Annotated in this window: 26 protein-coding genes; 23 read left to right on the top strand and 3 right to left on the bottom strand. The window is 46.7% G+C overall.

Annotated elements, in window-relative coordinates:
• Positions 1 to 82 precede the first annotated feature (82 nt).
• The 11 genes from recG (at position 83) to ftsY (ending at position 14,974) form a co-directional block, all read left to right on the top strand.
• Positions 83 to 2,122: an ATP-dependent DNA helicase RecG gene (gene recG / locus EL173_RS08475; protein WP_005689650.1), complete on the top strand. Its 2,040-nt coding sequence runs from the start codon at positions 83 to 85 to the stop codon at positions 2,120 to 2,122.
• A 23-nt stretch (positions 2,123 to 2,145) separates the two neighbouring features.
• Entirely contained in the window at positions 2,146 to 3,171 is a 1,026-nt protein-coding gene (plsX, locus tag EL173_RS08470; protein ID WP_005689647.1) for a phosphate acyltransferase PlsX, read from the top strand.
• 53 nt (positions 3,172 to 3,224) lie between these two features.
• The gene (gene acpP, locus EL173_RS08465) at positions 3,225 to 3,467 is read left to right on the top strand and encodes an acyl carrier protein (RefSeq protein WP_005684360.1); all 243 of its coding nucleotides are present in this window, start codon (positions 3,225 to 3,227) and stop codon (positions 3,465 to 3,467) included.
• Between the two features lie 289 nt (positions 3,468 to 3,756).
• Positions 3,757 to 4,779, top strand: coding sequence for an ABC transporter ATP-binding protein (locus EL173_RS08460; protein ID WP_005684358.1), 1,023 nt, complete (start codon positions 3,757 to 3,759; stop codon positions 4,777 to 4,779).
• A 2-nt stretch (positions 4,780 to 4,781) separates the two neighbouring features.
• A complete protein-coding gene (locus tag EL173_RS08455; protein WP_005689643.1) occupies positions 4,782 to 5,735 on the top strand; it encodes an ABC transporter ATP-binding protein in 954 nt (317 codons plus the stop codon).
• A complete protein-coding gene (gene opp4B, locus EL173_RS08450) occupies positions 5,735 to 6,697 on the top strand; it encodes an oligopeptide ABC transporter permease (RefSeq protein WP_005684356.1) in 963 nt (320 codons plus the stop codon). Before EL173_RS08455 ends, opp4B begins: the two co-directional genes overlap by 1 nt.
• 16 nt (positions 6,698 to 6,713) lie before the next feature.
• Complete coding sequence (locus tag EL173_RS08445) at positions 6,714 to 7,625, top strand: ABC transporter permease (protein ID WP_005684355.1); 912 nt, start codon at positions 6,714 to 6,716, stop codon at positions 7,623 to 7,625.
• A 189-nt stretch (positions 7,626 to 7,814) separates the two neighbouring features.
• Positions 7,815 to 9,608, top strand: coding sequence for an oligopeptide ABC transporter substrate-binding protein (locus EL173_RS08440; RefSeq protein ID WP_005713965.1), 1,794 nt, complete (start codon positions 7,815 to 7,817; stop codon positions 9,606 to 9,608).
• 101 nt (positions 9,609 to 9,709) lie between these two features.
• Positions 9,710 to 10,405, top strand: a complete 696-nt coding sequence (gene rnc, locus EL173_RS08435; RefSeq protein WP_005711658.1) for a ribonuclease III — start codon at positions 9,710 to 9,712, stop codon at positions 10,403 to 10,405.
• Between the two features lie 19 nt (positions 10,406 to 10,424).
• Positions 10,425 to 13,979: a chromosome segregation protein SMC gene (gene smc, locus EL173_RS08430; RefSeq protein ID WP_005689638.1), complete on the top strand. Its 3,555-nt coding sequence runs from the start codon at positions 10,425 to 10,427 to the stop codon at positions 13,977 to 13,979.
• Complete coding sequence (ftsY, locus tag EL173_RS08425) at positions 13,979 to 14,974, top strand: signal recognition particle-docking protein FtsY (RefSeq protein WP_005689637.1); 996 nt, start codon at positions 13,979 to 13,981, stop codon at positions 14,972 to 14,974. Before smc ends, ftsY begins: the two co-directional genes overlap by 1 nt.
• 71 nt (positions 14,975 to 15,045) lie before the next feature.
• Here the strand turns inward: ftsY and EL173_RS08420 are convergent, their stop codons facing one another.
• Complete coding sequence (locus EL173_RS08420; RefSeq protein WP_005684349.1) at positions 15,046 to 15,360, bottom strand: hypothetical protein; 315 nt, start codon at positions 15,358 to 15,360, stop codon at positions 15,046 to 15,048.
• 66 nt (positions 15,361 to 15,426) lie between these two features.
• Positions 15,427 to 15,618 (bottom strand): hypothetical protein, encoded by a 192-nt coding sequence (locus EL173_RS08415; RefSeq protein WP_005689635.1) that lies wholly within the window; start codon positions 15,616 to 15,618, stop codon positions 15,427 to 15,429.
• Positions 15,619 to 16,023: 405 nt separating this feature from the next.
• On the opposite strand from EL173_RS08415, the gene EL173_RS08405 reads away from it, so the two are divergent.
• From EL173_RS08405 to EL173_RS08350, 12 genes are all read left to right on the top strand, one after another.
• Positions 16,024 to 16,365 (top strand): putative DNA-binding protein, encoded by a 342-nt coding sequence (locus EL173_RS08405; RefSeq protein WP_005684346.1) that lies wholly within the window; start codon positions 16,024 to 16,026, stop codon positions 16,363 to 16,365.
• A 12-nt stretch (positions 16,366 to 16,377) separates the two neighbouring features.
• Positions 16,378 to 17,814 carry a signal recognition particle protein gene (gene ffh, locus EL173_RS08400; protein ID WP_005689633.1) on the top strand — a complete coding sequence of 479 codons (1,437 nt, stop codon included), beginning with the start codon at positions 16,378 to 16,380 and terminating at the stop codon, positions 17,812 to 17,814.
• A gap of 95 nt (positions 17,815 to 17,909) precedes the next feature.
• A complete protein-coding gene (rpsP, locus tag EL173_RS08395) occupies positions 17,910 to 18,185 on the top strand; it encodes a 30S ribosomal protein S16 (RefSeq protein WP_003564756.1) in 276 nt (91 codons plus the stop codon).
• 12 nt (positions 18,186 to 18,197) lie between these two features.
• Positions 18,198 to 18,452: a KH domain-containing protein gene (locus EL173_RS08390; RefSeq protein ID WP_005684342.1), complete on the top strand. Its 255-nt coding sequence runs from the start codon at positions 18,198 to 18,200 to the stop codon at positions 18,450 to 18,452.
• Between the two features lie 67 nt (positions 18,453 to 18,519).
• Positions 18,520 to 19,038 (top strand): ribosome maturation factor RimM, encoded by a 519-nt coding sequence (gene rimM, locus EL173_RS08385; RefSeq protein ID WP_005713961.1) that lies wholly within the window; start codon positions 18,520 to 18,522, stop codon positions 19,036 to 19,038.
• On the top strand, positions 19,028 to 19,813 hold the full coding sequence (gene trmD, locus EL173_RS08380; RefSeq protein ID WP_005689631.1) for a tRNA (guanosine(37)-N1)-methyltransferase TrmD: 786 nt from the start codon (positions 19,028 to 19,030) through the stop codon (positions 19,811 to 19,813). Before rimM ends, trmD begins: the two co-directional genes overlap by 11 nt.
• A gap of 204 nt (positions 19,814 to 20,017) precedes the next feature.
• Positions 20,018 to 20,365 carry a 50S ribosomal protein L19 gene (gene rplS, locus EL173_RS08375; RefSeq protein WP_005684339.1) on the top strand — a complete coding sequence of 116 codons (348 nt, stop codon included), beginning with the start codon at positions 20,018 to 20,020 and terminating at the stop codon, positions 20,363 to 20,365.
• A gap of 328 nt (positions 20,366 to 20,693) precedes the next feature.
• Entirely contained in the window at positions 20,694 to 20,870 is a 177-nt protein-coding gene (locus EL173_RS08370; protein WP_005684338.1) for a hypothetical protein, read from the top strand.
• A gap of 142 nt (positions 20,871 to 21,012) precedes the next feature.
• Positions 21,013 to 21,258 carry a DUF896 domain-containing protein gene (locus EL173_RS08365; RefSeq protein WP_005684336.1) on the top strand — a complete coding sequence of 82 codons (246 nt, stop codon included), beginning with the start codon at positions 21,013 to 21,015 and terminating at the stop codon, positions 21,256 to 21,258.
• Between the two features lie 60 nt (positions 21,259 to 21,318).
• Complete coding sequence (locus EL173_RS08360; protein ID WP_005684335.1) at positions 21,319 to 21,540, top strand: YneF family protein; 222 nt, start codon at positions 21,319 to 21,321, stop codon at positions 21,538 to 21,540.
• A 190-nt stretch (positions 21,541 to 21,730) separates the two neighbouring features.
• Complete coding sequence (locus tag EL173_RS08355) at positions 21,731 to 23,488, top strand: ABC transporter ATP-binding protein (protein WP_005689625.1); 1,758 nt, start codon at positions 21,731 to 21,733, stop codon at positions 23,486 to 23,488.
• The gene (locus EL173_RS08350; RefSeq protein WP_005689623.1) at positions 23,478 to 25,280 is read left to right on the top strand and encodes an ABC transporter ATP-binding protein; all 1,803 of its coding nucleotides are present in this window, start codon (positions 23,478 to 23,480) and stop codon (positions 25,278 to 25,280) included. The genes EL173_RS08355 and EL173_RS08350 overlap by 11 nt, the downstream gene beginning before the upstream one ends.
• Positions 25,281 to 25,343: 63 nt before the next feature.
• On the opposite strand, the gene EL173_RS08345 is transcribed toward EL173_RS08350, so the two are convergent.
• Positions 25,344 to 26,126, bottom strand: coding sequence for a DUF1003 domain-containing protein (locus EL173_RS08345; protein WP_005684332.1), 783 nt, complete (start codon positions 26,124 to 26,126; stop codon positions 25,344 to 25,346).
• Between the last annotated feature and the right edge of the window lie 6 nt (positions 26,127 to 26,132).

Here is a 26,132-nt window from a genome sequence, read left to right as displayed (position 1 = left end):
CATGCGGGGCACTTTTTTACGAGACTGACAGAAAATCTATGCCGTGATGAGGTCAAGGCATCAACGCGAAAGGAGGTAGAAGATGGCGCTCACGGATCCGGTTCGGGTTTTACCTGGTGTAGGGCCAAAACGAGAAGAAGGATTGGCCAGTCTCGGTATTCATACCGTGGGCGACGTCCTTTTTTATTTTCCGTTTCGCTACGACGATCTTAAAGTCAAAGATCTTGCTGAGGCAGCTGATCAGGAAAAACTGACGATTAAAGGTGTCGTGGTGGCTGATCCGGTTATCAGCCGCTTTGGTCCGCATCGCAGCCGGGTGAACGTTAAATTGCAAGTCGAACGCAGCGTGATTTTGGTGACCTTCTATAATCAGCCATGGTTAAAAGATCGGTTCCAAATGGGCGATGAAGCTGCGGTTTTTGGTAAGTGGGATGCTCAGCGGCGCAGTCTTACCGGGATGAAGATTCTGGCGACTCAGTCTCAGGATCAACCGTCAATGGCGGCGATTTATACGGTGAATAAAAATGTTCGTATGGGCACCTTGCTGGAGCTAATCAAGGCGGCGTGGGCACGGGATCATCAAAATATCCATGACTTGATTCCGGCTAGTATCCGCGCGCACTATCGTCTGATGTCTGACGAACAACTGGTCCATGGCATGCATTTTCCGGATACGCAGCAGGAAGCCAAAGCAGCCCGGCGCAGCGGTGTTTTCCGGGAGTTCTTCCTGTTTCAGCTACAGATTCAGGCGTTGAAACAGTTGAACGACAATGCCAATAACGGCCTGGCGATTCCGTATGATAACCAGGCGTTGCGGGCGTTGATTGCAACCTTGCCATTTTCGCTGACGAATGCCCAAAAGCGTGTGGTTAACGAAATCTGTGCCGATATGCGCCGACCCAATCACATGAATCGCCTATTACAAGGAGATGTCGGTAGCGGGAAAACCATTGTTGCCGCCATCGTTTTATACGCTGCGGTGACTGCGGGCTATCAAGCAGCACTGATGGTACCCACTGAAGTGCTTGCAGAACAGCATTTTGCCAAACTGGAGGCATTATTTGCTGATTTTCCTGTCAAGTTGGGATTGCTAACAGGATCGACCACGGCAAAAAAACGGCGGGAAATGTTGGCAGAATTGCGCGATGGCACCTTGAATTTAATCATTGGCACGCATGCTTTGATTCAAAAAGGCGTTGATTTTAAAGCGCTTGGCTTAGTTGTCATTGATGAACAGCACCGTTTTGGGGTTAACCAACGAAAAATTCTGCAGGAGAAAGGGCAAAAGCCGGATCTCCTGTCAATGACAGCGACGCCCATTCCGCGAACGTTAGCAATCACGGCTTATGGTGAAATGGACGTTTCAACGATTGACGAACTACCCGCCGGACGGAAGCCGATTACGACCACTTGGCTGCGTAAGAATCAGGTAGGACAGGTTTATCGACTGATTCGCAGTCAGGTGCAAGCCGGCAGTCAGGTTTTTGCCATCACGCCGCTGATTGCCGAATCTGAAAAGGTCGATTTGCAAAACGCCGAGCAGCTCTTTGCGGATATGCAAAAAGCCGTGGGGGATGTGGGGCAAGTTGCCTTGCTTCACGGCAAAATGAAGCCGGATGAGAAAGATCAAATCATGCGCGCTTTTAGCCATGGCGACATTGCAGTGTTAGTTTCCACAACCGTTGTCGAAGTGGGCGTGGATGTGCCGAACGCAACGGTGATGGCGATTTTTGACGCTGATCGTTTTGGCTTATCCCAACTGCATCAGCTCAGGGGTCGAGTAGGGCGTGGCAATAAGGCCGCCCAATGTTTGTTGATTGCCGATCCAAAAAATGAACAGGGGATTGCACGAATGCAAATCATGACCAAGACCAATGACGGCTTTTTATTAGCTCAAAAAGACTTGGAAATGCGTGGTTCCGGTGATATTTTTGGTGATAAGCAATCAGGCTTGCCGGAATTTAAAGTGGCCGATCCGGTCGGAGACTTTCCGACTCTGGAAGTGGCTCAACAGATTGTTGCTAAAATTTTTAAAACTGATCCTCACTTGCTGGCACCGGAGCATCAACCGTTAGCGGCATACTTAGCTGCGAGTCGCATGATGCAAGGCAGTTTGGATTAAACTCGAAAGGACCGATAAACTCCATGAAAATTGCAGTAGATGCAATGGGCGGCGATCATGCCCCCGAAGTTGTGATTGCCGGCGTTGAAAAAGCGCGTGACCATGATGCCAATTTAGAATTCCTGCTTTACGGTGATGAAGCTAAGATTAAGCCGCTGATTCACAATCAAGATCGGCTAACGATTATTCACACTGCCGAAAAAATCAATAGTGATGATGAACCGGTGCGCGCCATTCGCCGAAAGAAACAAGCCTCGATGGTGCTGGCAGCTCAGGCAGTCAAACAAGGTGAAGCAGCGGCGATGGTTTCGCTCGGATCCACCGGGGCGCTGCTTGCAGCCGGACTGTTTATCATCGGTCGAATCCGCGCCATTGAACGTCCGGGCTTGCTGCCAACGCTGCCGACAGTCGATGGAAAAGGCTTTGTCATGCTCGATGTTGGCGCCAATGCCGAAAACCGTCCGTATCATCTATTGCAATATGCCATTATGGGTAGCTACTATGCCAAAGACGTGCGGGGCGTGGCCAATCCGCGCGTTGGCCTGCTCAATAACGGTACGGAGGCAAACAAAGGCGATAAGTTGCATCAGGAGGCGCATGATCTTTTGGCCGCCGCTCCGGGGATTAACTTTGTCGGGAATGTTGAATCCAGTAACATTTTGAACGGCCCGGCTGACGTGGTGGTGACCGATGGCTTTACTGGAAATGCGACCTTAAAAGCGATCGAAGGCACCGTACGCACGGTCATGCATATGCTAAAGGGCGCGATTTATGACGGCGGCGTTTCCGGCAAATTAGGCGGTTTGTTCCTGAAAAACAATCTGAAATCCATGGCCAAAACATTTGATATTTCGTCATATGGAGGGGCAGTTTTGCTGGGTCTCAAAGCACCCTTAATTAAAGCCCATGGCGCTGCTGATGCCGACACCGTCTACTACACGTTATTGCAAACAGCAACGATGGTTAAAAACGGCACCGTTGCTAAACTTGCCGATTACTTTGATGCCCACCCGGAAATTGTCGAAGCGAAAACTACTGAGAAAGCGTAGACATTCTTTGAGCAAACAAGTAAACTGAATTGGCAGATGAATGGAGGAGCAGTATGAGTGAAGACGAAATTTATCAAAAGATTGCCGGCTTGATTCAGGATCACTTTCAACTAAGTCCTGATAAGATCAGCCCGAGTTTGAACTTTAAAGAAGATCTTGATGCAGATTCGATTGACATTGTGGAATTCGTTTTGGAACTAGAGGATGCCTTTGGTTCAGAAATTCCGGATGACGATGCAGAAAATATCAAGACAGTTCAAGATGCCGTCGATTATATCAAGGCGCATCAAAAATAATGTACAAAGAGCTGTCATTCATGGCGGCTTTTTTATTTTGCCTGAAGGCGTTCCAAAACTGCAAAATGAGCCTTTAAAATGACTTCTAAGCCTTTTTTCTTTTCGTCAAGCAAGCATGTTCTTGTAAGCAAAACATGAAGGGGCTTTTCGGGAGAATTCACGGATAAATCGCGCAGGAACGCAATTTTCGCTTGCATAACTACTATAATTTCTTTATACTTAGAGACAATTATTTCGAAAATCTCATCTTGTTTTAATCTTGCGTTTAGGGCGCAAAGGAGGAGTTCGCTTGGATAAACCTGAAGACTTATTATTGGATGTGCAACATTTGCACACCGGATTCAGACTTGGAGATGCTTTTTACGATGCTGTCGATGATGTCAGCATCACGTTACGAAAAGATGAGATTTTGGCGATCGTAGGTGAGTCGGGTTCTGGTAAGAGTACCTTGGCAACCAGTATCATTGGCCTGCATGATCCACGTAACACAAAGGTCACTGGTGATATTTTGTACAATAACCTAAACCTAGTTGGCTTAAACGAAACGCTTTTTGATCGAATTCGTGGTAAAGATATTGGCATGATTTTCCAGGATCCCTTGGCTGCTTTGAACCCATTGATGCGTATTGGCGAGCAGATTGAAGAGACGCTTGTCTACCACACCAAGATGAACAAGGAACAACGCGAACAACGGGTTTTGGAATTGCTGAGTCAAGTCGGCATTCCTAATCCGGAGCGGACAGCACGCTCCTATCCGCATGAACTGTCCGGCGGGATGCGTCAGCGGATTGTCATTGCAATTGCGATTGCCTGCAAGCCGCCGATTATCATTGCTGATGAACCAACCACCGCATTGGACGTGACGATTCAGGCTCAAATTCTTGATCTGCTTGAAGATATTCAGCGGGAAATGCATTCAGGCATTATTTTAATTACCCATGATTTAGGTGTGGTGGCAGAAACGGCTGATCGAGTTGCCGTGATGTATGCCGGGCAGATTGTCGAAAGCGGCTCGGTGATGGATGTTTTCAAGCACCCGACTCACCCGTATACGCGCAGTCTTTTGCGCTCCATGCCTCAAGCGGATTCTGATGATGACGAATTGCACGTGATCCAAGGCGTGGTGCCGTCACTGAAGAATATGCAGATGGAAGGATGCCGCTTTGCTCCTCGAATTCCATGGATTCCGGAATCGGCACACGAAGAACATCCGACCATGCATGAAGTCGCACCGGATCATTTTGTTCAGTGTACTTGCTACAAGGACTTCTATTTCCCGGATGACAAACAAGCGGCTGGAAAAGGTGAGTAATAATGGCAATGATTGAGGTAAAAAATTTAAAAATCCACTATCCGATCCGTTCGGGTTTTTTTAATCGTGTAACTGATCATGTGTTAGCCGTTGATGGTATCAATTTCGATATTGAGCAAGGCGAAACATATGGCTTAATCGGCGAATCGGGCTCGGGTAAGTCAACCACTGGTAAAGCGATTGTCGGGCTTGAACCGGTTACTTCCGGATCGATTATCTACAAAGGTGAAGATATTACCAAACGCAGCGTGCGAAAACGGCTGCAATATAATAAAGACGTGCAGATGATTTTTCAGGACTCCTTGTCTAGTTTAAATCCGCGCAAACGAATTGAGGACATTATCGCCGAGCCGATTCGTAATTTCCAGAATTTGACTAAAGATGAGGAACGGCATCGGGTTCAGGAACTACTTGATATTGTCGGCATGCCAAGCGATGCATTGTATAAATACCCTCATGAGTTTTCTGGTGGACAGCGGCAACGAATCGGTGTTGCTCGGGCGATGGCAACGAATCCTAAGCTGATTATTGCCGATGAACCGGTATCAGCGCTAGATTTGTCGGTTCAAGCTCAAGTTCTCAACTTCATGAAGCGGATTCAGGAAGAATATAATATTTCTTACTTGTTCATTTCCCATGACTTAGGCGTTGTTAAGCATATGTGTAAGAAGATGGCGATTATGCATCGTGGTCGCTTTGTCGAAATCGGTACTCGGGAAGACATTTATCAGCACCCGCAACATATTTATACCAAGCGTCTTTTGTCAGCCATTCCGGATGTTAATCCTGATGATCGTGCGCAAAACAAGGAACATCGCCGGGAAGTGGAACGCATTTTCAAAGAAGAAGAATCTAAATATTATTCCAAAGAAGGCCGCGTTTTGGATCTCCAGAAGATTTCCGATACACATTACGTTGCGCTGCCAGATTCATCCATGAAGGGAGTGCATGATTAATGTGGAAAACAATTCTACGCCGGATCTTAATCATGATCCCGCAGTTGATTTTACTGAGTGTGTTAGTCTTTGTCCTATCCAAAATGATGCCGGGCGATCCATTGGCAGGTAATTTTTCGCAAGGACAAAGTGCTGCTCAGATGGCGGCATTACGGCAACAGTATGGATTAAATGATCCATGGTACATTCAGTATGTGAAGTGGATCGGTAATATGTTCCATGGTGATTTAGGTCAAAGTTTTGTTTACAAACGTTCGGTGACTGGTTTGATCGGCGAACGTGCGGCGAACACGTTTTGGCTGGCTTTGTTATCAACCGTCATTCTATACGTCATTGCAATCCCTGCAGGCGTGATTGCAGGTCGTTATGAAGGAAGCAAACGCGACTCTGCTATCTCGATTGCTTCCTTCATCTTGATGGCGGTTCCGCCGTTTGTTTTCTATCTTTTGGGCCTTATTTTCTTCGGGTTCTTCCTTCAGTGGTTCCCGACCGGTGGTAGCGTGTCGTCCACTTATAATCCCGGTACTTTGGGCTATGTCTGGGATCGGATATATCATATGATTTTACCTGCGCTGGTTTCCGGGATTATCACGACATCGAGTACGATTCAGTATCTGCGGACCGGCGTTATTGATAACACCCATCAGGATTTTGTTCGAACCGCAAGATCAAAAGGGGTTCCAGACCGCGTTATCTTCAATAAACATATTTTGCGTAATTCCTTATTGCCGATTGCGGCGTTTATGGGTAACCAAATCACGATGTTACTTGGCGGGTCGGTTATTTTGGAAACGGTCTTTAGTTATCCGGGAATGGGACAGCTTTTTGTATCATCTATGACCAGCCGTGACTATCCGGTCGTTATATCGTTAGTGTTGCTATTCGGATTCTTGACGTTACTTGGTAATTTGTTATCTGATATCATCATGAGTATCGTGGATCCGCGGATTCGGATTGAATAGAAGGTGGGGAAAGCTTATGCAAAATAATGCGAATGAGGTGGCGACAGATACCACCAAAATTGAACAATCACCTTCTAACTTCAAGGTGATTCTGAATGAATTCCGAAAAGATAAAGTTGCTGTGGTTTCGCTTTTTCTCGCTGTAACGATTATACTTGCTGCGTTTATTGGCTCGATGCTCTTTAATGTTGGTGGCGCTACTGAGGTCAACATTTTGGATCGGTACATGGCTCCGGGGACAGGCGGCTATATTCTCGGTACCGATGAAGGCGGACGCGATATGTTCAAATATCTTTTCTTCGCTGCCCGTAACTCGATTACCATCGGGATTTCGGTTGCTTTGATTATTGAGTTTGTCGGGGTTGTGCTGGGAACAATCTCCGGGTACTTTGGCGGCCTGGTTGATGCTGTCATCATGCGGTTTGTTGACTTTATGATGATCATTCCATCTTTATTGGTCATCATTGTTTTGGTTACTATTATTCCGCAATACAACGTCATCACCATTATTCTCATCATGGCGGCCTTTTATTGGATGACGACAACGCGATTAATGCGGTCACTAGTGTTGTCTGAAGCGCGAAGTGAATATGTTATGGCGTCAAAAACGTCAGGGACATCGAATCTTAAAATTATGTTTACCGGTGTCTTGCCAAATATCAGTTCTTTGATTATTACGGACTTGACGCTGACAATTGCCAGTTCCATCGGGATCGAAACGGCGTTGTCTTTCTTGGGCTTTGGTTTGCCCATGGAAACTCCTAGTTTAGGGACACTGATTGGATACGCGTCAAACCCGGATTTGATTTTTAATCGCTGGTGGGTTTGGTTTCCAGCAGTATTGGTTCTGTTAACTTTGTCGTTATCAATTAATTTTGTCGGTCAAGCGATGCGACGGGCAGCCGATTCGCGGCAACGGCGTGGTTGAAACATTGACAATTTCCTGAAAATAATGAAGAGCTACTCAGAGAAATCAGAGTGGCTCTTTTTTTTGAAGAAAAAATGTAAAAAATATGACGAAACATTGGTTATTTTGTTCTAATTATGCTATCATTTAACTCACATGAAGCGTTGCTTCGCTACATATCGCGATGACGACGCGGAAGGGGGAAAAAGTATGAAAAAGCGTTCTGTGCTCGGAATGATCACGCTCGCTACCGCTTTATCAATCACCTTGGTAGCCTGTGGCAATAAGAGCTCGAACTCCAGCTCAAGTACAGCTAATAAGAGTGTGAAGTTCCCAGTTTCTTATAATAACACTGCAAAGGCAATCAAAGGCGGTAATGTCAATGTGGCTGTCGTCAATGACTCTCCATTTAAGGGGGTCTTTAACGAAGAGTTGTACACTGATCAATACGATTATGATTACATGACACCTGCAGCTGAGTCTTTGTTTGGCACCAACAGTACCTTTAAGTTTAACAATCAGGGTGCTGCGACTCTCAAGCAAGATAACAGTGCGAAAACAATCACGGTGACTATCAAACCAAATGTTAAGTGGTCGGATGGTCAGCCGGTTGTTGCCCGTGATTTGGTTTATGCTTATGAAATCATGGCTAACAAAGCGACTAAGAGTCAGCGGTACACCGAGTCGCTTCAGAATATTGAGGGGTTGACCGAGTATCATGACGGCAAAGCGGATACTATTTCTGGTTTAACGATGCCTAAGGGTGATAATGGTAATACCATGGTGATTCACTTTAAGCAGATGAAGCCGTCATTTAACACTTCTGGGAACGGGTACTTCCTTGAAAGTGCTGCGCCATATCATTACTTACATGATGTTGCGTTTGACAAACTGGAATCCAGTGATAAGGTTCGTAAACAACCATTGTTCTTTGGTCCTTATAAGATCAGTAAAGTTGTCGCTGGACAAAGCGTTGAATACACACCGAACCAATACTATTGGAAGGGCAAGCCGAGTCTTTCAAAGATTACATTTGAAAATGTTTCATCTGCTTCAATCACCTCAGCTTTAAAGAACCACAAGTATGATATCGTTTATGGCATGCCTTCCGACAGTTATAGTGACTGGAAGAACATTAGTGGTTACACGAATCTGGGTCATCAAAGCCTTGCTTATAATTACCTTGGTTTCAAACTCGGTAAATGGGATGATAAGAAGAGCGAAAACGTTTATGATCCAAATTCGAAGATGGCCAACAAGAGTCTTCGTCAGGCAATGGGCTATGCGTTGAACAACGATCAAGTCGCGGCCAAGTTCTATAACGGTACGCGGTCTCGTGCAACGACATTGATCCCACCTGTTTTTGGTAAAGATGTTCACGCTGATATCGATGGCTATGATTTGAACATTGACAAGGCTAATAGCTTGCTGGATAAAGCAGGTTATAAGAAGGGCAAAGATGGCTATCGAACCGATCCTAAAGGCAAGAAGTTAACGATTTACTTTGCAACCATGGCTGGCGGTTCAACGGCGCAACCATTGGCACAGGATTATATCCAGCAGTGGAAGAAGATCGGTCTGCGCGTCAAGCTGACAACCGGTCGTCCAATCGAGTTTAATTCCTTCTATGACAAGGTTCAAAATGATTCCAAGGGTATTGATGTTTATGCTGCTGCTTGGAGCCTCTCTTCTGATCCTTCACCAATGGACTTGTTCTCACAGAAAGCACCGTTTAACTACACTCGGTTCGTTTCTGCTAAAAACACCAAGTTGCTGAATGATATTGATAGTCAAAAAGCAATGGATCCTGCCTACCGTGCTAAGGCTTTGAAGGCATGGCAGAAATATGCTAACGATGAAGCATTTGTCATCCCTACGCTTTATCGTCAGGAAATCTTCCCTGTTAATAAACGTGTGAAGAATGCGAGTGTTGACTATGCTTCAGCGAAGTACCTGAACTGGAGTAAAATGACGGTTACAAGTAATAGCCGTGCAACAAAGTAATTCGGTTTAAAAGTTAAACCATTAAGGCATCTGCAATCGCAGGTGTCTTTTTTGGTGCGCTCTAGTATAATTAGATAGTGCGATAAAAAGGAGGGCTCTTCATGGTTGCCTCAGAGTTTGTGAGCGAATTGCGTCAACGCTATGGGATTGAGTTTCATGATCTCAGCTTACTGGATGAAGCATTCACGCATTCTTCGTATGTCAATGAACATAAAGAATTAGGACTAAAAGATAACGAACGACTTGAATTTTTAGGTGATGCCGTGCTCGAATTAACGGTTTCAGACTATTTATATCGCAAATTTCCGGATAAACCGGAAGGCGACTTGACCCGAATCCGAGCAGCAGCAGTTCAAACCGCGGCATTTTCCGCTTTTTCAAAAGAAGCTCATTTTGATCGTTATATTAAATTAGGTAAAGGCGAGGAAAAAGCCGGTGCCCGACAACGGTTGACGCTGCTTGAGGATTTGTTTGAAGCTTTTAACGGCGCCTTGTACCTCGATCAAGGGCGGGAAGCTAATATTAAGTTTGCCAAGCAGATTATTTTCCCTAAAATCGATGCGGGTGAGTTTTCGGCCGATCAGGATCATAAAACAGCCTTGCAGGAAACTTTGCAGCAAAATGGTGACGTCGCGATTGTTTATCACCTGTTAGACGAAAAAGGACCCGCGCATGAGCGTCAATTTCACGTTGATGTTGAAGTTGAAGGCCGCGTTTTGGGCACGGGGTTTGGCAAGAACAAAAAAGCAGCGGAACAAGCTGCAGCTAAGGCGGCTTTGGCCCGTCTTAAAAAGTGAGATTTAGAATGGAGTCATCATGGAATTAAAGCGTTTGATCATTAATGGCTTCAAATCATTTGCAGATAAAACCGAAATTGATTTTGTTTCCGGCTTAACCGGAATTGTCGGGCCAAATGGAAGCGGGAAAAGTAACATCACCGAGGCGATTCGCTGGGCGCTGGGTGAACAGAGTGCCAAGAGTTTGCGAGGCGAACGAATGGGTGATGTTATCTTTGCAGGTACGGATAGTCGGCCTGCTTTAAATCGGGCAGCAGTCACAATGACTTTTGACAACAGTGACGGTTATCTTAAAAATCAACCGGCAGAAGTTTCAGTGACGCGGCGACTATACCGCGACGGCACTTCGGAGTTTTTATTAAATAACCAGGATGTGCGCCTGAAAGACATTGTGGATCTGTTTATGGATTCCGGCTTGGGACGCGAAAGTTTTTCATTTATTTCGCAAGGCCGGGTTGAAGCCATTTTTAATAGTAAACCAGAAGAACGCCGGGGCATCATTGAAGAAGCCGCTGGCGTTTATAAATATAAGCAGCAAAAAACCAAAGCAGAGCGCGAGTTAGCTAACAATGACGACAATCTGGCGCGGATCAACGATATTATTGTCGAGTTGAAACATCAGGTTGAACCGTTGCGGGAACAAGCCTCGTTGGCCAAGGATTACCAACAGCAATCAGCTGATTATCACCGGATCCATCAAACCTTGTTGGCACTTGAAATTGAGCAGCTGGCGGCTGAACAGGAGAAAACGCAAGGTGAGGCCAAGGTTACCAAAGCAACAATTGCGGCATTGACGGCTAAGGTTAAGGACTTGGAGCATCAATCCGAACAGCTGAGTGCGGTTGATCACCAGTATGAAGAACAGCTGAATCACCTTAACGATCAAGTCTTAAGTCGGTCGATGAAACTGGAGAATCTCAGCGGTGAGGCTAATTTATCCAGTGAACGGTCGGCTAATGCAGCAACGACTCTGGCTGATTTGAAAGAACGTCTGGCCCATACGCAGCAATCGTTAACCGAAGCCAACCAGCGGCTAGCGGATTTGGCTAAGCAAGCCAAGACGGCTCAAGCCAAACAACTTGAGCTCAAAACGCAATTGGCCCAACAAAAGCAAGCCAGCCAAGATCCGGCAGCCATTAATCGGCAATTGGAAACGGTGCAGAATCATTACATTGATTTGTTAAAAGCCCAGGCGGATAACAAAAATGCGCAGGCCGCTTTACAAAAAGATCAGCAACTGGCAGCGAGTCAAAATGCCGCGCATGATCGCCGGATTTATGAGCTGAGTAAACAGGCTCAGGATCAGGAAGCCAAAGTTAATATACTATTGAATCAACAGCAGCAGCTTCAAACCAAAGTCGATCAACAACAAGCGGCGGCAGAAGAAGCCAAAGACAAGCTGACACAAATTCAAAAAGTACGAACTGATCAGCAGCAGACTTATCAAGATGAGATGGCGACTTATCAGCGCGCGCGGGCTCGATATGAAACCTTGTCCGAATTAAATGAAGATTATGCCGGTTTTTATAATGGTGTGCGGGTGGTGTTGAAACATAAAGCTTCCTTACCAGGTGTCATCGGGGCGGTCGCGGAATTACTTGAGGTGCCATCTGCTTACCAGCAAGCGTTTGATTTAGCGTTAGGCAGTAATTTACAAGCCATTGTGACGCGTGATGAGGCAGCTGCACAACGCGCTATCAGTCTTTTGAAACAACAGCGTGCTGGTCGGGCAACCTTCCTGCCGGCTGCGGTGATGCGGCCGCGGGAATTGCCAAGTGCGGTTTTGCAGTTAGTTGAAGGTGCAGACGGCTTTTTAGGAACAGGGTTGCAACTGGCACAGTATCCAGCTGATTTGAAAGCCGTGATGGCGAACTTGCTGGGTAGTGTGTTAATTGTGGACACCTTGCCACATGCGATTGTCATTGCCAATACAACGCATCATCGGTATCGCATCGTCACAACCGCTGGGGATATTTTAAACCCAGGCGGCTCGCTGACGGGTGGCCAGGTTAAGCAAGGCCGGCAAGCCTCACCACTGGCGCGTAATCAAGAAGCGCGCCACCTCAAAACGCAATTGCAGGATCTGGTTGCAGATTTGAAGCAAAAGCAAGCGGATTTGACGACCTTGACCAAACAGGAAAACGCGGCGCAGGAAGCCTGGCAAACTGCTACTGCTCAAGCGCAAGCATTAGCAGCCGATCTTACTGCCATTACCAGTCAGCATAATGCCCAAGCCGAGACATTGCGGCAGGCGCAGCGGCAATTGGCAGCCGCACAACAGGCCAATACCGCGCAGGCTGATTTGAGTACCAAGTTGGCTGATTTACATCAAGCAGGTCAAAAGATTGCCAAAGAAATTGCCGATGCACAGGCCAAGATTGAGCAGCTTAAGGAAGCCGCTGTTGCTGCAGCTGACTCGAGTTCTAAGCAAGCAGCAGCCGTTAATGGTTTAAAGACCAAGTTAGCCGTCATCGCGAATGATCTGCAAACGCTCCACGATCAGCAGCAGCAATGGCAGGCGCAAGCGACCGATGCGCAAACCCAGTCAACTGAGCTTCAACAACGAATTGCGCACATTACGGCAACCGCCAAGGAAACTGCCGCGGAAAAGGAAAGCCGGACCGCAACAATTGCCAGCTTGAAAAAAGAACTGACGCAGCTTAAAGCCGATCAAACTAAGCTGACGCAGGAAAAAGCGGCTAATCGCGGAAAATTAAGCGACATCTCAGCCAGGATCACGACCACTTATGATCAGCAGCATCAGGCGATGGCGACTTCTGAACAGCAAGCGGTTGCGCTTAATCGCGTGAAACTGGGGCTGGATGCGCGGCTGAATACTTTGGCTGAAGATTATCAGTTAACTTATGAAGCAGCTAAAGCAGCAGTTGCGGCGGATCATGCCCCGATTCCTGAGCTTAAGAGCAAATTGAAACTGTTGAAGCGAGGAATAGATGAATTAGGTCCGGTTAATTTAAATGCGATTGACCAATTTAAAGAAGTTAATGAACGGTACGAATTTCTCACCAAGCAGCAGGATGATCTTTTAGCGGCTAAACAACAGCTAGTCGCTACGATGCATGAATTGGATGAAACGGTCAAGACCAGATTCAAAGCCATGTTTGATCAGACAAATAGTGCATTTGAAGCTATCTTCCCGCAGATGTTTGGTGGCGGTCACGCGCATTTAAGCCTGACCAATCCGGATGATCTGTTGACGACGGGCATTGAGATTTCTGCACAGCCGCCTGGCAAGAAGTTAACCCGCCTATCGCTGTTGTCTGGAGGCGAACGGGCATTGACGGCAATCGTGTTGTTATTTGCGATTCTCAAAGTGCGGCCGGTGCCATTTTCCATTCTGGATGAAGTTGAAGCCTCACTGGATGACGTTAATGTGAACCGGTTTGGCGAATTCCTACGCCATTATGCCAGTGCAACTCAGTTTATTGTCATTACTCACCGTCATGGTACGATGGTTGCAGCCAATGTCTTATATGGGGTGACCATGCAGGAGTCGGGTGTGAGTCGAATTATGGCCGTTAGTTTGGACCAATCACAGAAAGAGGCGACAAGTTAATGGGACTTTTTGATGCGATTAAAAAAGCGTTCACCGGTACTGAGCCGGAGACGCCTGAAGAAAATAAATACGATGAAGGCCTGGAAAAAAGCCGTAGTAGTTTTGGTGAAAAGCTGAATGCACTGTTTGCCAACTTTCGCACGGTTGATGAAGATTTTTTCGATGATCTTGAAGAAATGCTGATCGAATCCGATGTCGGGTTTGAAACGGCGGTGCGGCTTAGTGATGAGTTGCGCGAAGAAGTGAAACTCAAAAATGCTAAAGATCCCAAGGCGGTTTCGCGGGTGATCGTCGAAAAGTTGGTCGATATGTATGGTGAAGCAGGCAAAGGTGAGGACAATCAGCTGCATTTTGCCGAAGAAGGGCCAACCGTTTTCCTATTTGTCGGTGTCAACGGTGCGGGTAAAACCACAACAGTCGGCAAATTGGCTCATCAACTCAAAGAAGAAGGTAAACGCGTTTTGTTAGTGGCTGCTGATACTTTTCGTGCCGGTGCCATCCAACAGTTGCAGGAATGGGGCCGCCGGGTTGAAGTGCCGGTTGTGGCAACGAATCCAGGCGGTGATCCAGCCGCAGTTGTCTTTGACGGGGTTAAACGGGCTAAAGATGAAGGTTATGATGTTGTGCTGGTAGACACTGCCGGCCGCTTGCAAAACAAAGTCAACTTAATGAACGAGCTAAACAAGATCAAGCGGGTGATTGTCCGCGAGTTGCCTGATGCACCGCAGGAAGTCTTGCTGGTTCTGGACGCAACGACAGGGCAAAATGCGTTGAATCAGGCCAAGGAGTTCAATCAAACAACCCAAATTACCGGTATCGTTTTGACCAAGCTAGATGGTTCTGGTAAAGGCGGCATTGTGCTTGCGATCCGGAATGAGTTGCATGTTCCGGTCAAGCTGGTCGGCTTAGGTGAAAAGATGGATGATTTACAAGCCTTTGATCCGACTAAATTTGTCGCTGGGCTTTTTAAGGGTTTAATTCAAATTGATGCCTAAATGGCGTGCATATAAAAATCGTCACACCTAGGTCTAAGGTGTGACGATTTTTGCGTTTCGTGAACCAATGATTAAGCTGTCTGGACTTGCTTTTCCCGGCCAAGTACGACCTGCAAGACAATCAAGACAAGGTAACCGATCAGCAGGTAAGTAAACCATGCAGATGGCTGAACCTTACTTGCAAACCAGTATTGCTGCCATGCGGTGTTACTCATGATCCATGCGAACAACCAGCCCAAAAGGCCAAAGATGGCATTGATAATAGCAAAGAACCATAAGTTGCCGTTTTCGTGGTTGCTCAGGTAAACACATGAGAAAACCAAACTCCACAATCCCCAAGCAGCAAGAACAGCAAACACGGCCCAGTAAATAAAGGTTGCGACCATATTCTTCCCTCCAATTTTTCACATGTTCAGTGTACCACGAAATAGGGGAAAACTGGAAATCGCGAATTATTGGATTGTTACGTATTCCTTGATCAACGCCAACTTGTCGGCATCACTTTGGTGGTAAGCCAACTCTTGAGCAAAAGCAATCGCCAAGAATCCGTACCCGGTTTGATCAAGCTTCTGCGTTACTGCTGCGATTAGGTCATCAATATTTTGTGAATCTGAGCTTGTTAAGGTTAGTGTTGTTTTTGGCATAAAGGTTGCTCCTTTTTAAAGGTATAATAGCATATGATGGAATCGGTTTCATAGTTTAGCGAGTATGCGCCTGATTAGATTTCCTACAAGTCACCTTTTTGCACGGCACTTATAAAAAGCAAGAGCTGGCGGAGCGGTAGCGGGTTCAGTTGCCACGACATGCACGCTATAACGCGTTCCCCGGCGCAGAAGCCTGCGTGTAAGGACCTCAGCCGCAATGGCCAAAGCCCGGCCATTACGTCCGAGGTCACTTACACTCCGACTTCTAAGCGCGCCGGCTCACGCTCACAAAATAAAAACGTTAATTGACCATTTCAAATGATACCGGTATCCTTATACAAGGACCATGTTCGAGTGGCCGGGTAGTTGATAGACCGGCAATCATGGGATTAAAGGAATGACATCATGGAAATCGAAAAAAATTATCGAATGAACTCGTTGTTTGAGTTTTATGGCCCGTTATTGACTGATAAACAGCATGCTTATCTTGCCTTGTACTATGGTGATGATTATTCGCTAGGCGAGATTGCCACGGAGTTTAACGTGTCACGTCAGGCGGTGTATGACAATATTCGCCGCACGGAAGCCAGTTTGGAAGAGTATGAGCAGAAACTGCATCTTTTTGCCAACTACCAGGCACAAAATGAGGCGGTGGATGCCCTGGTCGGCTATGTCCGCACGCATTATCCAAGTGACAAGAATTTAAGTACATTATTAGAACGAGTCGCGGATCAAACTGCGAAATAACAGGGGGATACTATGGCATTTGAAGGATTATCAGAACGGTTACAAAAAGCCTTTAGCGGACTGAGACGTAAAGGCAAGGTCAGTGAAAGCGATGTGCGCGATGCCATGCGTGAGATCCGACTGGCATTGCTGGAAGCCGATGTCAATTTTGATGTGGTCAAAACCTTCATCAAGAATGTTCGGACCAAGGCAGTCGGCTCGGAAGTGCTTGAAAGTCTGACGCCGGCGCAACAGATTATAAAAATTGTTAATGATGAGTTAGTCAAAACGATGGGCGAGGCGGCAGTTCCGCTCAACAAGGCACCGCACATTCCGACCGTTATCATGATGGCCGGGTTGCAAGGGGCCGGGAAAACCACCACAGTCGGCAAGCTTTCCAAGTATTTGATGGAGAATGAAAAGGCGCGGCCGTTGCTCATCGCGGCTGACGTCTACCGGCCTGCCGCCATTGATCAGTTGCAAACCATTGGTAAACAACTCAATGTTCCGGTTTTTGAAATGGGCACGGACACGGATCCCGTTGAAATTGTGCGTCAAGGGCTGGCGACTGCCAAAGAAAACAAAAACGATTATGTCCTGATTGATACTGCGGGCCGGTTGCAAATTGATGAAAAACTCATGACCGAGCTGAAAAACATCAAAGAACTTGCGCACCCAAATGATATCTTACTCGTGGTTGACGCAATGACCGGTCAAGCCGCAGTTGATGTGGCCAAAGGGTTCAATGAGCAGCTTGATATTACCGGTGTTGTTTTAACCAAATTAGACGGCGATACCCGTGGTGGGGCGGCGCTGTCAATTCGCGCGGTAACGGGTAAACCGATTAAGTTCATTGGGCAAGGCGAAAAGATGGACGCCTTAGATGTCTTTTATCCCGACCGCATGGCGAACCGTATTCTTGGCATGGGTGACATGCTGACGCTGATTGACAAGGCGCAAAAGACCTACGATGAGAAACAAGCTCAGGAAATGGCTGAGAAAATCCGCGAAAATTCGTTTGACTTCAACGACTTTCTCGATCAAATGGATCAGATCAGCAAAATGGGCCCGCTGGAAGACATCATGAAGATGATTCCCGGAATGGCCAATAACAAGGCCTTAGCAAACGTCAAAATGGATCCCAAAGATATTGCGCATATGAAGGCTATTGTTTATTCCATGACCCCCAAAGAGCGCGAAGATCCCGATCTGCTCAATCCCAGTCGTCGGCGCCGGATTGCTGCTGGTTCCGGTCGTCCGGTTGTTGAAGTTAACCGCATGATTAAACAGTTCAACCAAAGTAAGCAAATGATGAACCAAATGAGCAAAGGCAATATGAAGGGCCTTGATGGACTTATGGGTGGCGGTGTTTCCGGCAAACTAGGCAAAATGGCCATGAATTCCATGGTTCGCAAGCAAAAGCGGAACAAGAAAAAACGGCTTAAAAAGGCCAAGCGATTCCATTCATAATCAGAACAATTTCCTGTGTAAAGAAAAAAGGCTTTACAGCTTAAAATATTTTTGCTATGCTATCAAGGTTGATAAATGAGCAGGAGGTGGACTTAGTGGCAGTTAAAATTCGTTTAAAGCGGATGGGTTCAAAGCGTAAGCCTTTCTACCGGATCGTTGTAGCAGACTCACGTTCGCCGCGTGACGGTCGTTTCATCGAGGCCGTGGGCTATTACAACCCGTTGACTAATCCAGTCGATTTAAAGTTAAATGAAGAAGATATTTTGAACTGGCTTCAAAAAGGCGCACAGCCTTCAGATACTGTACGTAACTTGCTTGGTAGCAAGGGCATCATGCAGAAGTATCACGAAGCGCGCTTTGCCAAGAAATAAAGGCGGTTATTAATGGTGGATATCGGCAGCTTAATTAAAGCCATCGTTACCCCGTTGGTTACCAAACCAGAAGCCGTGGCGGTGACGGCACACGAAACAGACGAGTATATGGCCTTCGATTTGGCTGTTGCGCCTGAAGATGTCGGCCGCGTCATCGGTAAACAGGGGCGAGTTGCCCAGGCAATTCGAACCATTGTATACAGTGTAAAAAGCCCGTATAGCAAACGGGTGCGGCTCAATATTTTGGACGCGCCGCATGCAAAATAAAAAGACTGGCGCATATTGCGCTGGTCTTTTTATTTTGAAAGAAACGACAGCACACAGAGGTGAGAAAATGCCAGATTACTATGATATTGGTACGATTGTAAATACGCACGGCATTCGGGGTGAGGTCCGCGTATTGGTGACGACTGATTTTCCGGAACAGCGGTTTAAAGTTGGCAACAAGGTCTATGTTGCAACCACGCCGAAGACAGCCTTGACGATTAACTCGGTTCGCCAGCATAAAGGACTCACGATGCTGACGTTTAAAGACTATACCGATATTAATCAGGTGTTACCGTTTAAAGGCAAGAAGTTACAAGTGACCGAGGCGGCATTGAAGCCACTTGAAGAAGGCAGTTACTATTATAAGGACATTATTGGGTTAACGGTGATTGATGAACATGGCCAGACGTTAGGCAAAGTCAGCGAAATCTTAAGTCCCGGCCCTAATGATGTTTGGGTGATTCCGCGTCCTGGCAAAAGTGAGTTGCTTTTACCATTCCTAAAATCAGTGGTACAAACAATTGACCTTGAGCAAAAAGAGGCACATGTCATCGTACCGGAAGGGTTGATTGACGATGCAGATTGACGTTTTAAGCCTATTTCCGAATATGTTTGAACCATTGCGGGAAAGCATGATTGGTAAAGCACTTGAACGCCATCTGCTTGATTTTGATGTGGTTGATTATCGCAGCTATAGTCACGATAAACACCACCATGTTGATGATACCCCTTATGGCGGCGGGGCCGGAATGTTGTTGAAGCCGGAACCGCTTTTTGAGGCGATGGATGGCGTTAATCAGCGGCATCCCGGACCAAAGCGGGTGATTCTCATGGATCCGGCTGGCAAGAAGTTTGATCAGCAAGCCGCACGGGAACTTTCGCAAGCAGAGCATCTTGTATTTATTTGTGGGCATTATGAAGGGTATGATGAGCGGATTCGCACCTTGGTGACCGATGAATATTCACTTGGCGACTATGTCTTGACGGGTGGCGAGCTGCCAGCGATGGTGATGATTGATGCCATCGTGCGCCTGCTGCCGGGAGTTTTAGGTAACGACGAAAGTGCCCATACCGACAGTTTTGAGAATGGCTTGTTGGAATACCCGCAGTACACGCGACCACCTGAATATCGCGGGATGAAGGTGCCAGAAGTGTTGCAAAACGGCAATCATCAACTCATTGCCCGCTGGCGGTTAAAGGAAAGTCTGCGCCGAACTTATTTGCGGCGACCCGATCTTTTACAAGCTGCCCACCTTGATCAGGATGCGATGCGCTTGTTACGTGAAGTCAAGACGGAAGAAGCGACAAAAGCTGCGGAAGAGCGGTTAAAAGGAACAATAAGCAATCAAGACGTTGATTAAGGAGTGGCGTGTCTTTAGCCAATAAAAAGAGTGAAGGTTGATAAGGCAGCCATTTCTTTGCGATCGATACTTTGCGAGTAGGTAAAGAATTTTACCTTTACACGCCAAGACGGACATGCTAAACTTATTGATTGTGATACGTCACATATCAACGGCATTCCGCTGGTCGGGATGATTATGAATGTCGGCAAAGGAGAAAGACCAATGAACCCATTGATTCAAGAAATTACTAAGAAACAGTTACGCGACGACATTCCTGATTTTCGCGCAGGTGACAATGTCCGTGTTCACGCCAAGATCGTTGAAGGCGAACGCGAACGTATTCAGTTGTTCGAAGGCGTTGTTATCAAGCGTCACGGTGTTGGCATTTCAGCTACTTACACCGTCCGTAAGATCTCTAACGGTGTCGGCGTCGAACGAACCTTCCCGTTACACTCACCACGGGTCGAAAAGATCGAAGTAACCCGTCACGGCCAAGTTCGTCGGGCAAAACTCTACTACCTACGCGCACTCCGCGGCAAAGCAGCACGTATCCGCGAAAAGCGTCGTTAATATGGAAAAGGCCGGAAACGGTCTTTTTTTTTGGGAAGCGCGAACCAGCCCGTTTAGAAACCGGAGCATAAGCGGCCTTGGTCGCAATGGCCCGCTTTTGGCCATTGCGACCAAGGCCCTTATGTGCAGGTTTCTGGGCTGGTGAGCGCGTTATGGGAGTATCACAGGATCCCCCCCCGGTTCAGCTGGAATGTAGGGCGCGGCCATTGGGGTTCTAGGTCCTTACATGCAAGCTCCCGCGCTGGTGAAACACAAATAAACTCGCCTGAACACCTTTTCAAACTCCCATCATTCAAGCCACCCAGCTACAGACTCGAGGTGAAGGCTTATGGATGATCAATGGATATACGTTGTCTACTATGCGGATCAGTCAGCGCCGATTGAGTTGTTAAAAGCCTTCTCATCCCAGCGGCGTGCCGCAGAATATGTTGCGATGTTGCAAAATGCGCCTTATCCTAATCATGAGGCCGCACATTATCACTACACCGCGGTTCAACTGAACTAAGCAGGATGCACCAAAACTGATGATCGAACGTTTTACCGGTCGGAAATACGCAGATAGTGTCGAGGCCAAAGTCCGGCAATTAATTCAGTGCTAATTTCTAATAGTACCGGTTGCCGTTTAGACGTTTATAGGAGGTAGCACGATGGCAGAACAACCAAAAGAACGATTGGATCGAATTAATGAACTCGCCAAAAAAGATCGGAGCGTGGGTTTGACGCCTGAAGAAAAAATCGAGCGGCAAAAATTGCGTGAAGCTTATTTAAAAGATTTTCGCGCGGGCTTACGTGATCAAATCGAGCATACCCAGGTCTTTGATAAAAAAGGCCATGAGATCACGAGCAAAAAGGTTCAAAAAATTCAACGCGAACACGGTTGGCGCGAAGATTAGTCTTTTCAACATCGAAGCGCTTTAGTACAATGAGAAATGAAACTTGAAGGAGGCCGCACATTGTTAGTCACAATACTTGTGGGGATCATTGCGTTACTGGTCGGCTTAGCAGGCGGATTCTTCGGCGCACGGGCATATATGAAGAAGTATTTTCAAGATAATCCGCCTGTGAACGAAGAGATGCTGCGTACCATGATGATGCAAATGGGACAAAAACCATCTGCTAAGAAACTCAACCAGATGATGGCGCAAATGAAACAAGCCCAACGTAATGCTAAGTAATTACTAAGAAAACGCGATGACAGAATTCTTTTTTGTCGTCGCGTTTTCGCGTCCTAGCGATGTTTGTGCTATCATGAGAAGATGTTCATTATTACCGAAGCTTATGAGAAATTGTAAGCCATTTATTTCATAAACAGCTGATCCGGTTCGTTAAACCCGGATCAAAACGTTGATTTAAGGAGCAAGTGTTGTGGGAATTTTCAAAAAATTAGGGTGGTATTTTAAGCAGGAATGGCGGCGATATTTGCTAGGTGTGACTTTTCTGCTGTTAGTTGCATTGGTTAATTTGATTCCGCCAAAAGTGATTGGTGATTTAGTTGATGCGATGAGCAAATCGCGATTAACTAGCAGTCACTTAGCACTTATGTTGGGTTTATTGCTCTTTTCCGGGATTTCGCAGTATCTGTTTCGCTACGGTTGGCGTAACGCTATTTGGGGCGGAGCGGCCAAGCTGGAGCGGACGTTGCGTACCCGGCTGTTTTGGCATTTTATGAAAATGGATGCCACCTTCTATCAAAAACACCGTACTGGCGATTTAATGGCGCATGCGACTAACGATTTAAATGCGGTCCAAAATGTCGCGGGCGCCGGCATTTTGACTTTATTTGATTCGTTTATTACTGGCGGTACCACGATTATTGCCATGATTTTGGTAGTGGACTGGCGCTTGACGTTGATTGCCATTTTGCCGATGCCATTGTTGGCGGTGATGGCTCGTAAACTGGGAACGCGGTTGCATGCTGCGTTTTCGGAGTCGCAGGCTGCTTTTTCGCGGTTAAATGATAAAACCCAAGAAAGTGTCAGTGGCATCAAGGTCATTAAGACATTTGGGCAAGAGGCTGAGGACACGGCTGATTTCAATCGCATTGTCGATCATACGGTTCAGATTAATCGGCGGGTTAACTTTATTGATGCGTTATTTGATCCGACGACCAGTTTGATCATGGGACTGACTTACGTGATTACGATTATTTATGGCGGTTGGCAAGTGGTGCACAGCCAAATTTCGATCGGGCAGTTGGTTTCGTTTGTGACGTACGTTTCCGCTCTGGTGTGGCCGATGTTTGCAATTGGCCGACTATTTAATATTCTTGAACGTGGTAATGCCAGCTATGATCGCGTGGACGACTTGCTTAAAGAACGTTCCACGATTTTGGAAGCCAAAGATGCCATTACGACACCGGCGCATGGTGATATTCGGTATCAGATTAACAAATTCAGCTACCCTAATGATCAGCAAGTGGCCTTGAGCCGCGTGCATTTTACCTTATTAGAAGGCAATACGCTGGGCATTGTGGGTAAAGTCGGTGCCGGTAAAAGCACGATTTTTAAGCTTTTGTTGCGGGAATTCGATAACTATGACGGCTTCATCGAGTTTGGCGGTCACAACATCAAAGATTACTCGCTGGATGCATTGCTGGATTCAATTGGGTACGTACCGCAGGATAATTTTCTTTTTTCAACCACGGTCGCGGACAACATCCGCTTTTCGGCGTTTGAAAAGGGGCAGCCGGAAGTGGAAAAGGCGGCCAAGGAAAGTGCCGTGCACGATGATATTCAGAAATTTACAGCCGGCTATGAAACGCTGGTCGGAGAAAAAGGGGTCAGTTTATCCGGCGGGCAAAAGCAGCGGTTGGCAATTGCACGGGCGGTCATTAATGCACCTGAATTGTTGATTTTGGATGATGCGCTGTCGGCGGTCGATGCCAAAACCGAAGAAGAGATCCTCGCCAACATGAAACGTGACCGGGCGCACAAAACCACGATCATTGCAGCTCACCGCTTGAGCTCCGTGATGCATGCTGACGAAATTATTGTGTTGGAAAATGGCCAAGTGATCGAACGCGGCACTCATGCACAGTTATTAGCCAAGCATGGCTGGTATGCGGAAATGTGGGCTAAGCAGGAAATGGAAGCAGCGGAAGAAGGTGAAATGCGTGGCAAGTAAAGGATACGAAAGCGCTTGGTCAAAAAGCATTCCGGTTCGGCAACAGCTAAAAATTATGCGGCGGTTGATGGGTTATACGCGGCCGTATAAGCGTCAATTTATCGGCGCAATTGTCGCAGCCGCGTTACTGGCAGGGATGAATGTTCTGTTGCCAAAGATTCTGCAGGTTTTCATGGATCGTTATTTGGCAAATCAAAGTGCAACGGTTCAGATTCTGCTGCTGTTTGCGGTGCTTTATGCATTTGGTACTCTGGTTAAGGCCGTATTTCAGTTCTTCCAAACCTTCTTGTTCAACATGGGCGCTGAACGTGGACTGGAAGATGCGCGCCGGCAACTGTTTGCTAAATTGCACACATTGGGGATGCGTTATTTCGATCAAACGCCGGCTGGCTCGATCGTATCACGGGTTACCAACGATACCATGACTTTTTCCGACTTTTGGAATGTGATTTTGGCCGTCATTGTCGGGTTATTCTCGGTCATCAGCAGCTTTGCGATTATGTTTGCGGCTAATCCTAAAATTGCCTTGTTGGTTGCGGCGTTCTTACCGATTCTGTTAGTAGTGGTCTGGTATTACAGCACTTATAGTTCCAAGGTATACCGCCACATGCGTGAAAAATTGTCTGAGCTGAATACCCAACTGAATGAATCGATTGAAGGCATTGCGATTATTCAGCAATTTCGGCAGGAGAATCGCATTAGTCGGGAATTTGAAGCAACGAATCAGGAGTATCTCGATGCCCGCAAAGCGATGATCCGCGTAAACTCGCTGTTGCTGTCCTCGGTGATTAACCTTTTATATTCACTAGCGCTGATTGCGGTTTTGTGGGCATTTGGCCTGATTTCCATGCATAGCTATGTCGAGGCCGGCTTGGTGTATGCGTTCACCACTTACACTGCCAATTTCTTCAATCCCATGGTTAACATGATGGATAACCTGTCGTTTCTGCAGGATGGCGTTGTTGCCGGCAGTCGCATTTTCCGGATTCTTGATAGCAAGGAATACGCGCCCGCACAACATCCGGATGCACATGCCGTCATTCAGCAAGGCAAAATCGAATTTCGCCATGTCAGTTTTGCCTATGATGGTGAACATGACATCTTGCACGATATTAGCTTTGTGGCCAATCCTGGCGAAACGGTGGCGTTAGTCGGTCATACCGGTTCCGGGAAAAGCTCGATTATCAATGTGATGATGCGTTTTTACGAGTTTGGTCAAGGACAGATTTTGATTGACGATGTAGATATTCGCGATTATCCGATGCCGGAGTTGCGCAAAAAGCTCGGCTTAGTCTTGCAGGATTCGTTTATGTTTTACGGCGATATCAGCAGCAACATTCGCCTATTTAATGATCAGATTACCGATCATCAAGTCAAAGCAGCGGCGGAATTTGTACAGGCTGATCGCTTCATCAATAAATTGCCCGACACTTATCACGCGCGGGTTATTGAAGGCGGAAGTGAATTCTCGAGTGGTGAGCGCCAACTGATTTCATTTGCCCGCACAGTGGTCACCGATCCTAAAATTCTGGTGCTTGATGAAGCAACGGCAAACATTGATACCGAAACCGAATCCGTGATCCAGGAAGGGCTGCGGCGGATTCGTCAAGGTCGTACCACCATCGCCATTGCCCACCGATTGTCCACGATTCAGGATGCCAATTTGATTTTGGTCTTAGATGCCGGTCGCATTGTCGAGCGCGGCACACATGAATCGCTACTTGCACAGCATGGGCGGTATTACGAAATGTATCACCTGCAAGTTGGCGAGGGTGAGGAAGCATCGCGGTAATGGCAGCTTAGATATAAAAGAACATCCGCTACTTTTTGGCTTTTGCAAAAAGTAGCGGATGTTCTATTTTTTTATCTTCGTGTCAAGTTGCGTACGGTTTGCCTCGTCTTGGCTGGCTTTAAGTAAGGCCAGCTGCTGCCGCGTTTCGCTAAGCTGATTGACCATTTCGCCTAACACTTCGACGGTTAGGCGCTGGCTTTCGAACAGATTAGGATTATCGTCAGCAATGATATGATCCAATTTTGAATGCAACAGACGAATTTCTTCTTCGGACTTAAGATTCACATGGTAATCGTTTTTGGCTTCCAGGCGATCATACTCTGCTGCCCGATTTTGGCTCATCATGATTAACGGTGCTTGTAAGGCCGCGACCATACTCAAAAATAAGTTTAACAGAATAAACGGGAACGGATCAAACCGTTTACCGAAAATCCCGACTGTATTGAGAATCATCCAGACAATCATAAAACTGGAAAAGATAATGATGAATGGCCATGAACCGGCATATTTGGCAACCGCATCGGCAATCCGTTCGCCAAATGTGATCGTGGACTCCATATTGTCGTAAACATCAGTCAGCTGAAAATCATCTTTAACCAAAGCTTGCGACATTTTACGATTAATCTTTTCATGCGCCCGTTCATCCTGTCGTTGTTGCCGGCGCATGCGCTCAAGGCGGTAATTTAATAGGTGCGCATTGCAAATGAAGCTGTTTTTGGTCGCGCGCGGATAGTCGTTTTTAATGATATTGACCAGTTTGGTTTCAAGATCGCTTAAGAAAAGGCCATCACTGATCGCGTAAACTTGACCATCAACAAGGCAGGTTGCCGTTTGATTATTGACCACTGTTCA

Origin of the sequence: Lacticaseibacillus rhamnosus (assembly GCF_900636965.1) — a bacterium.
Taxonomy (GTDB): Bacteria; Bacillota; Bacilli; order Lactobacillales; family Lactobacillaceae; genus Lacticaseibacillus; species Lacticaseibacillus rhamnosus.
The sequence above is the reverse complement of the archived record's forward strand: the minus strand, read 5'-3'. Positions and strand labels throughout refer to the sequence as shown.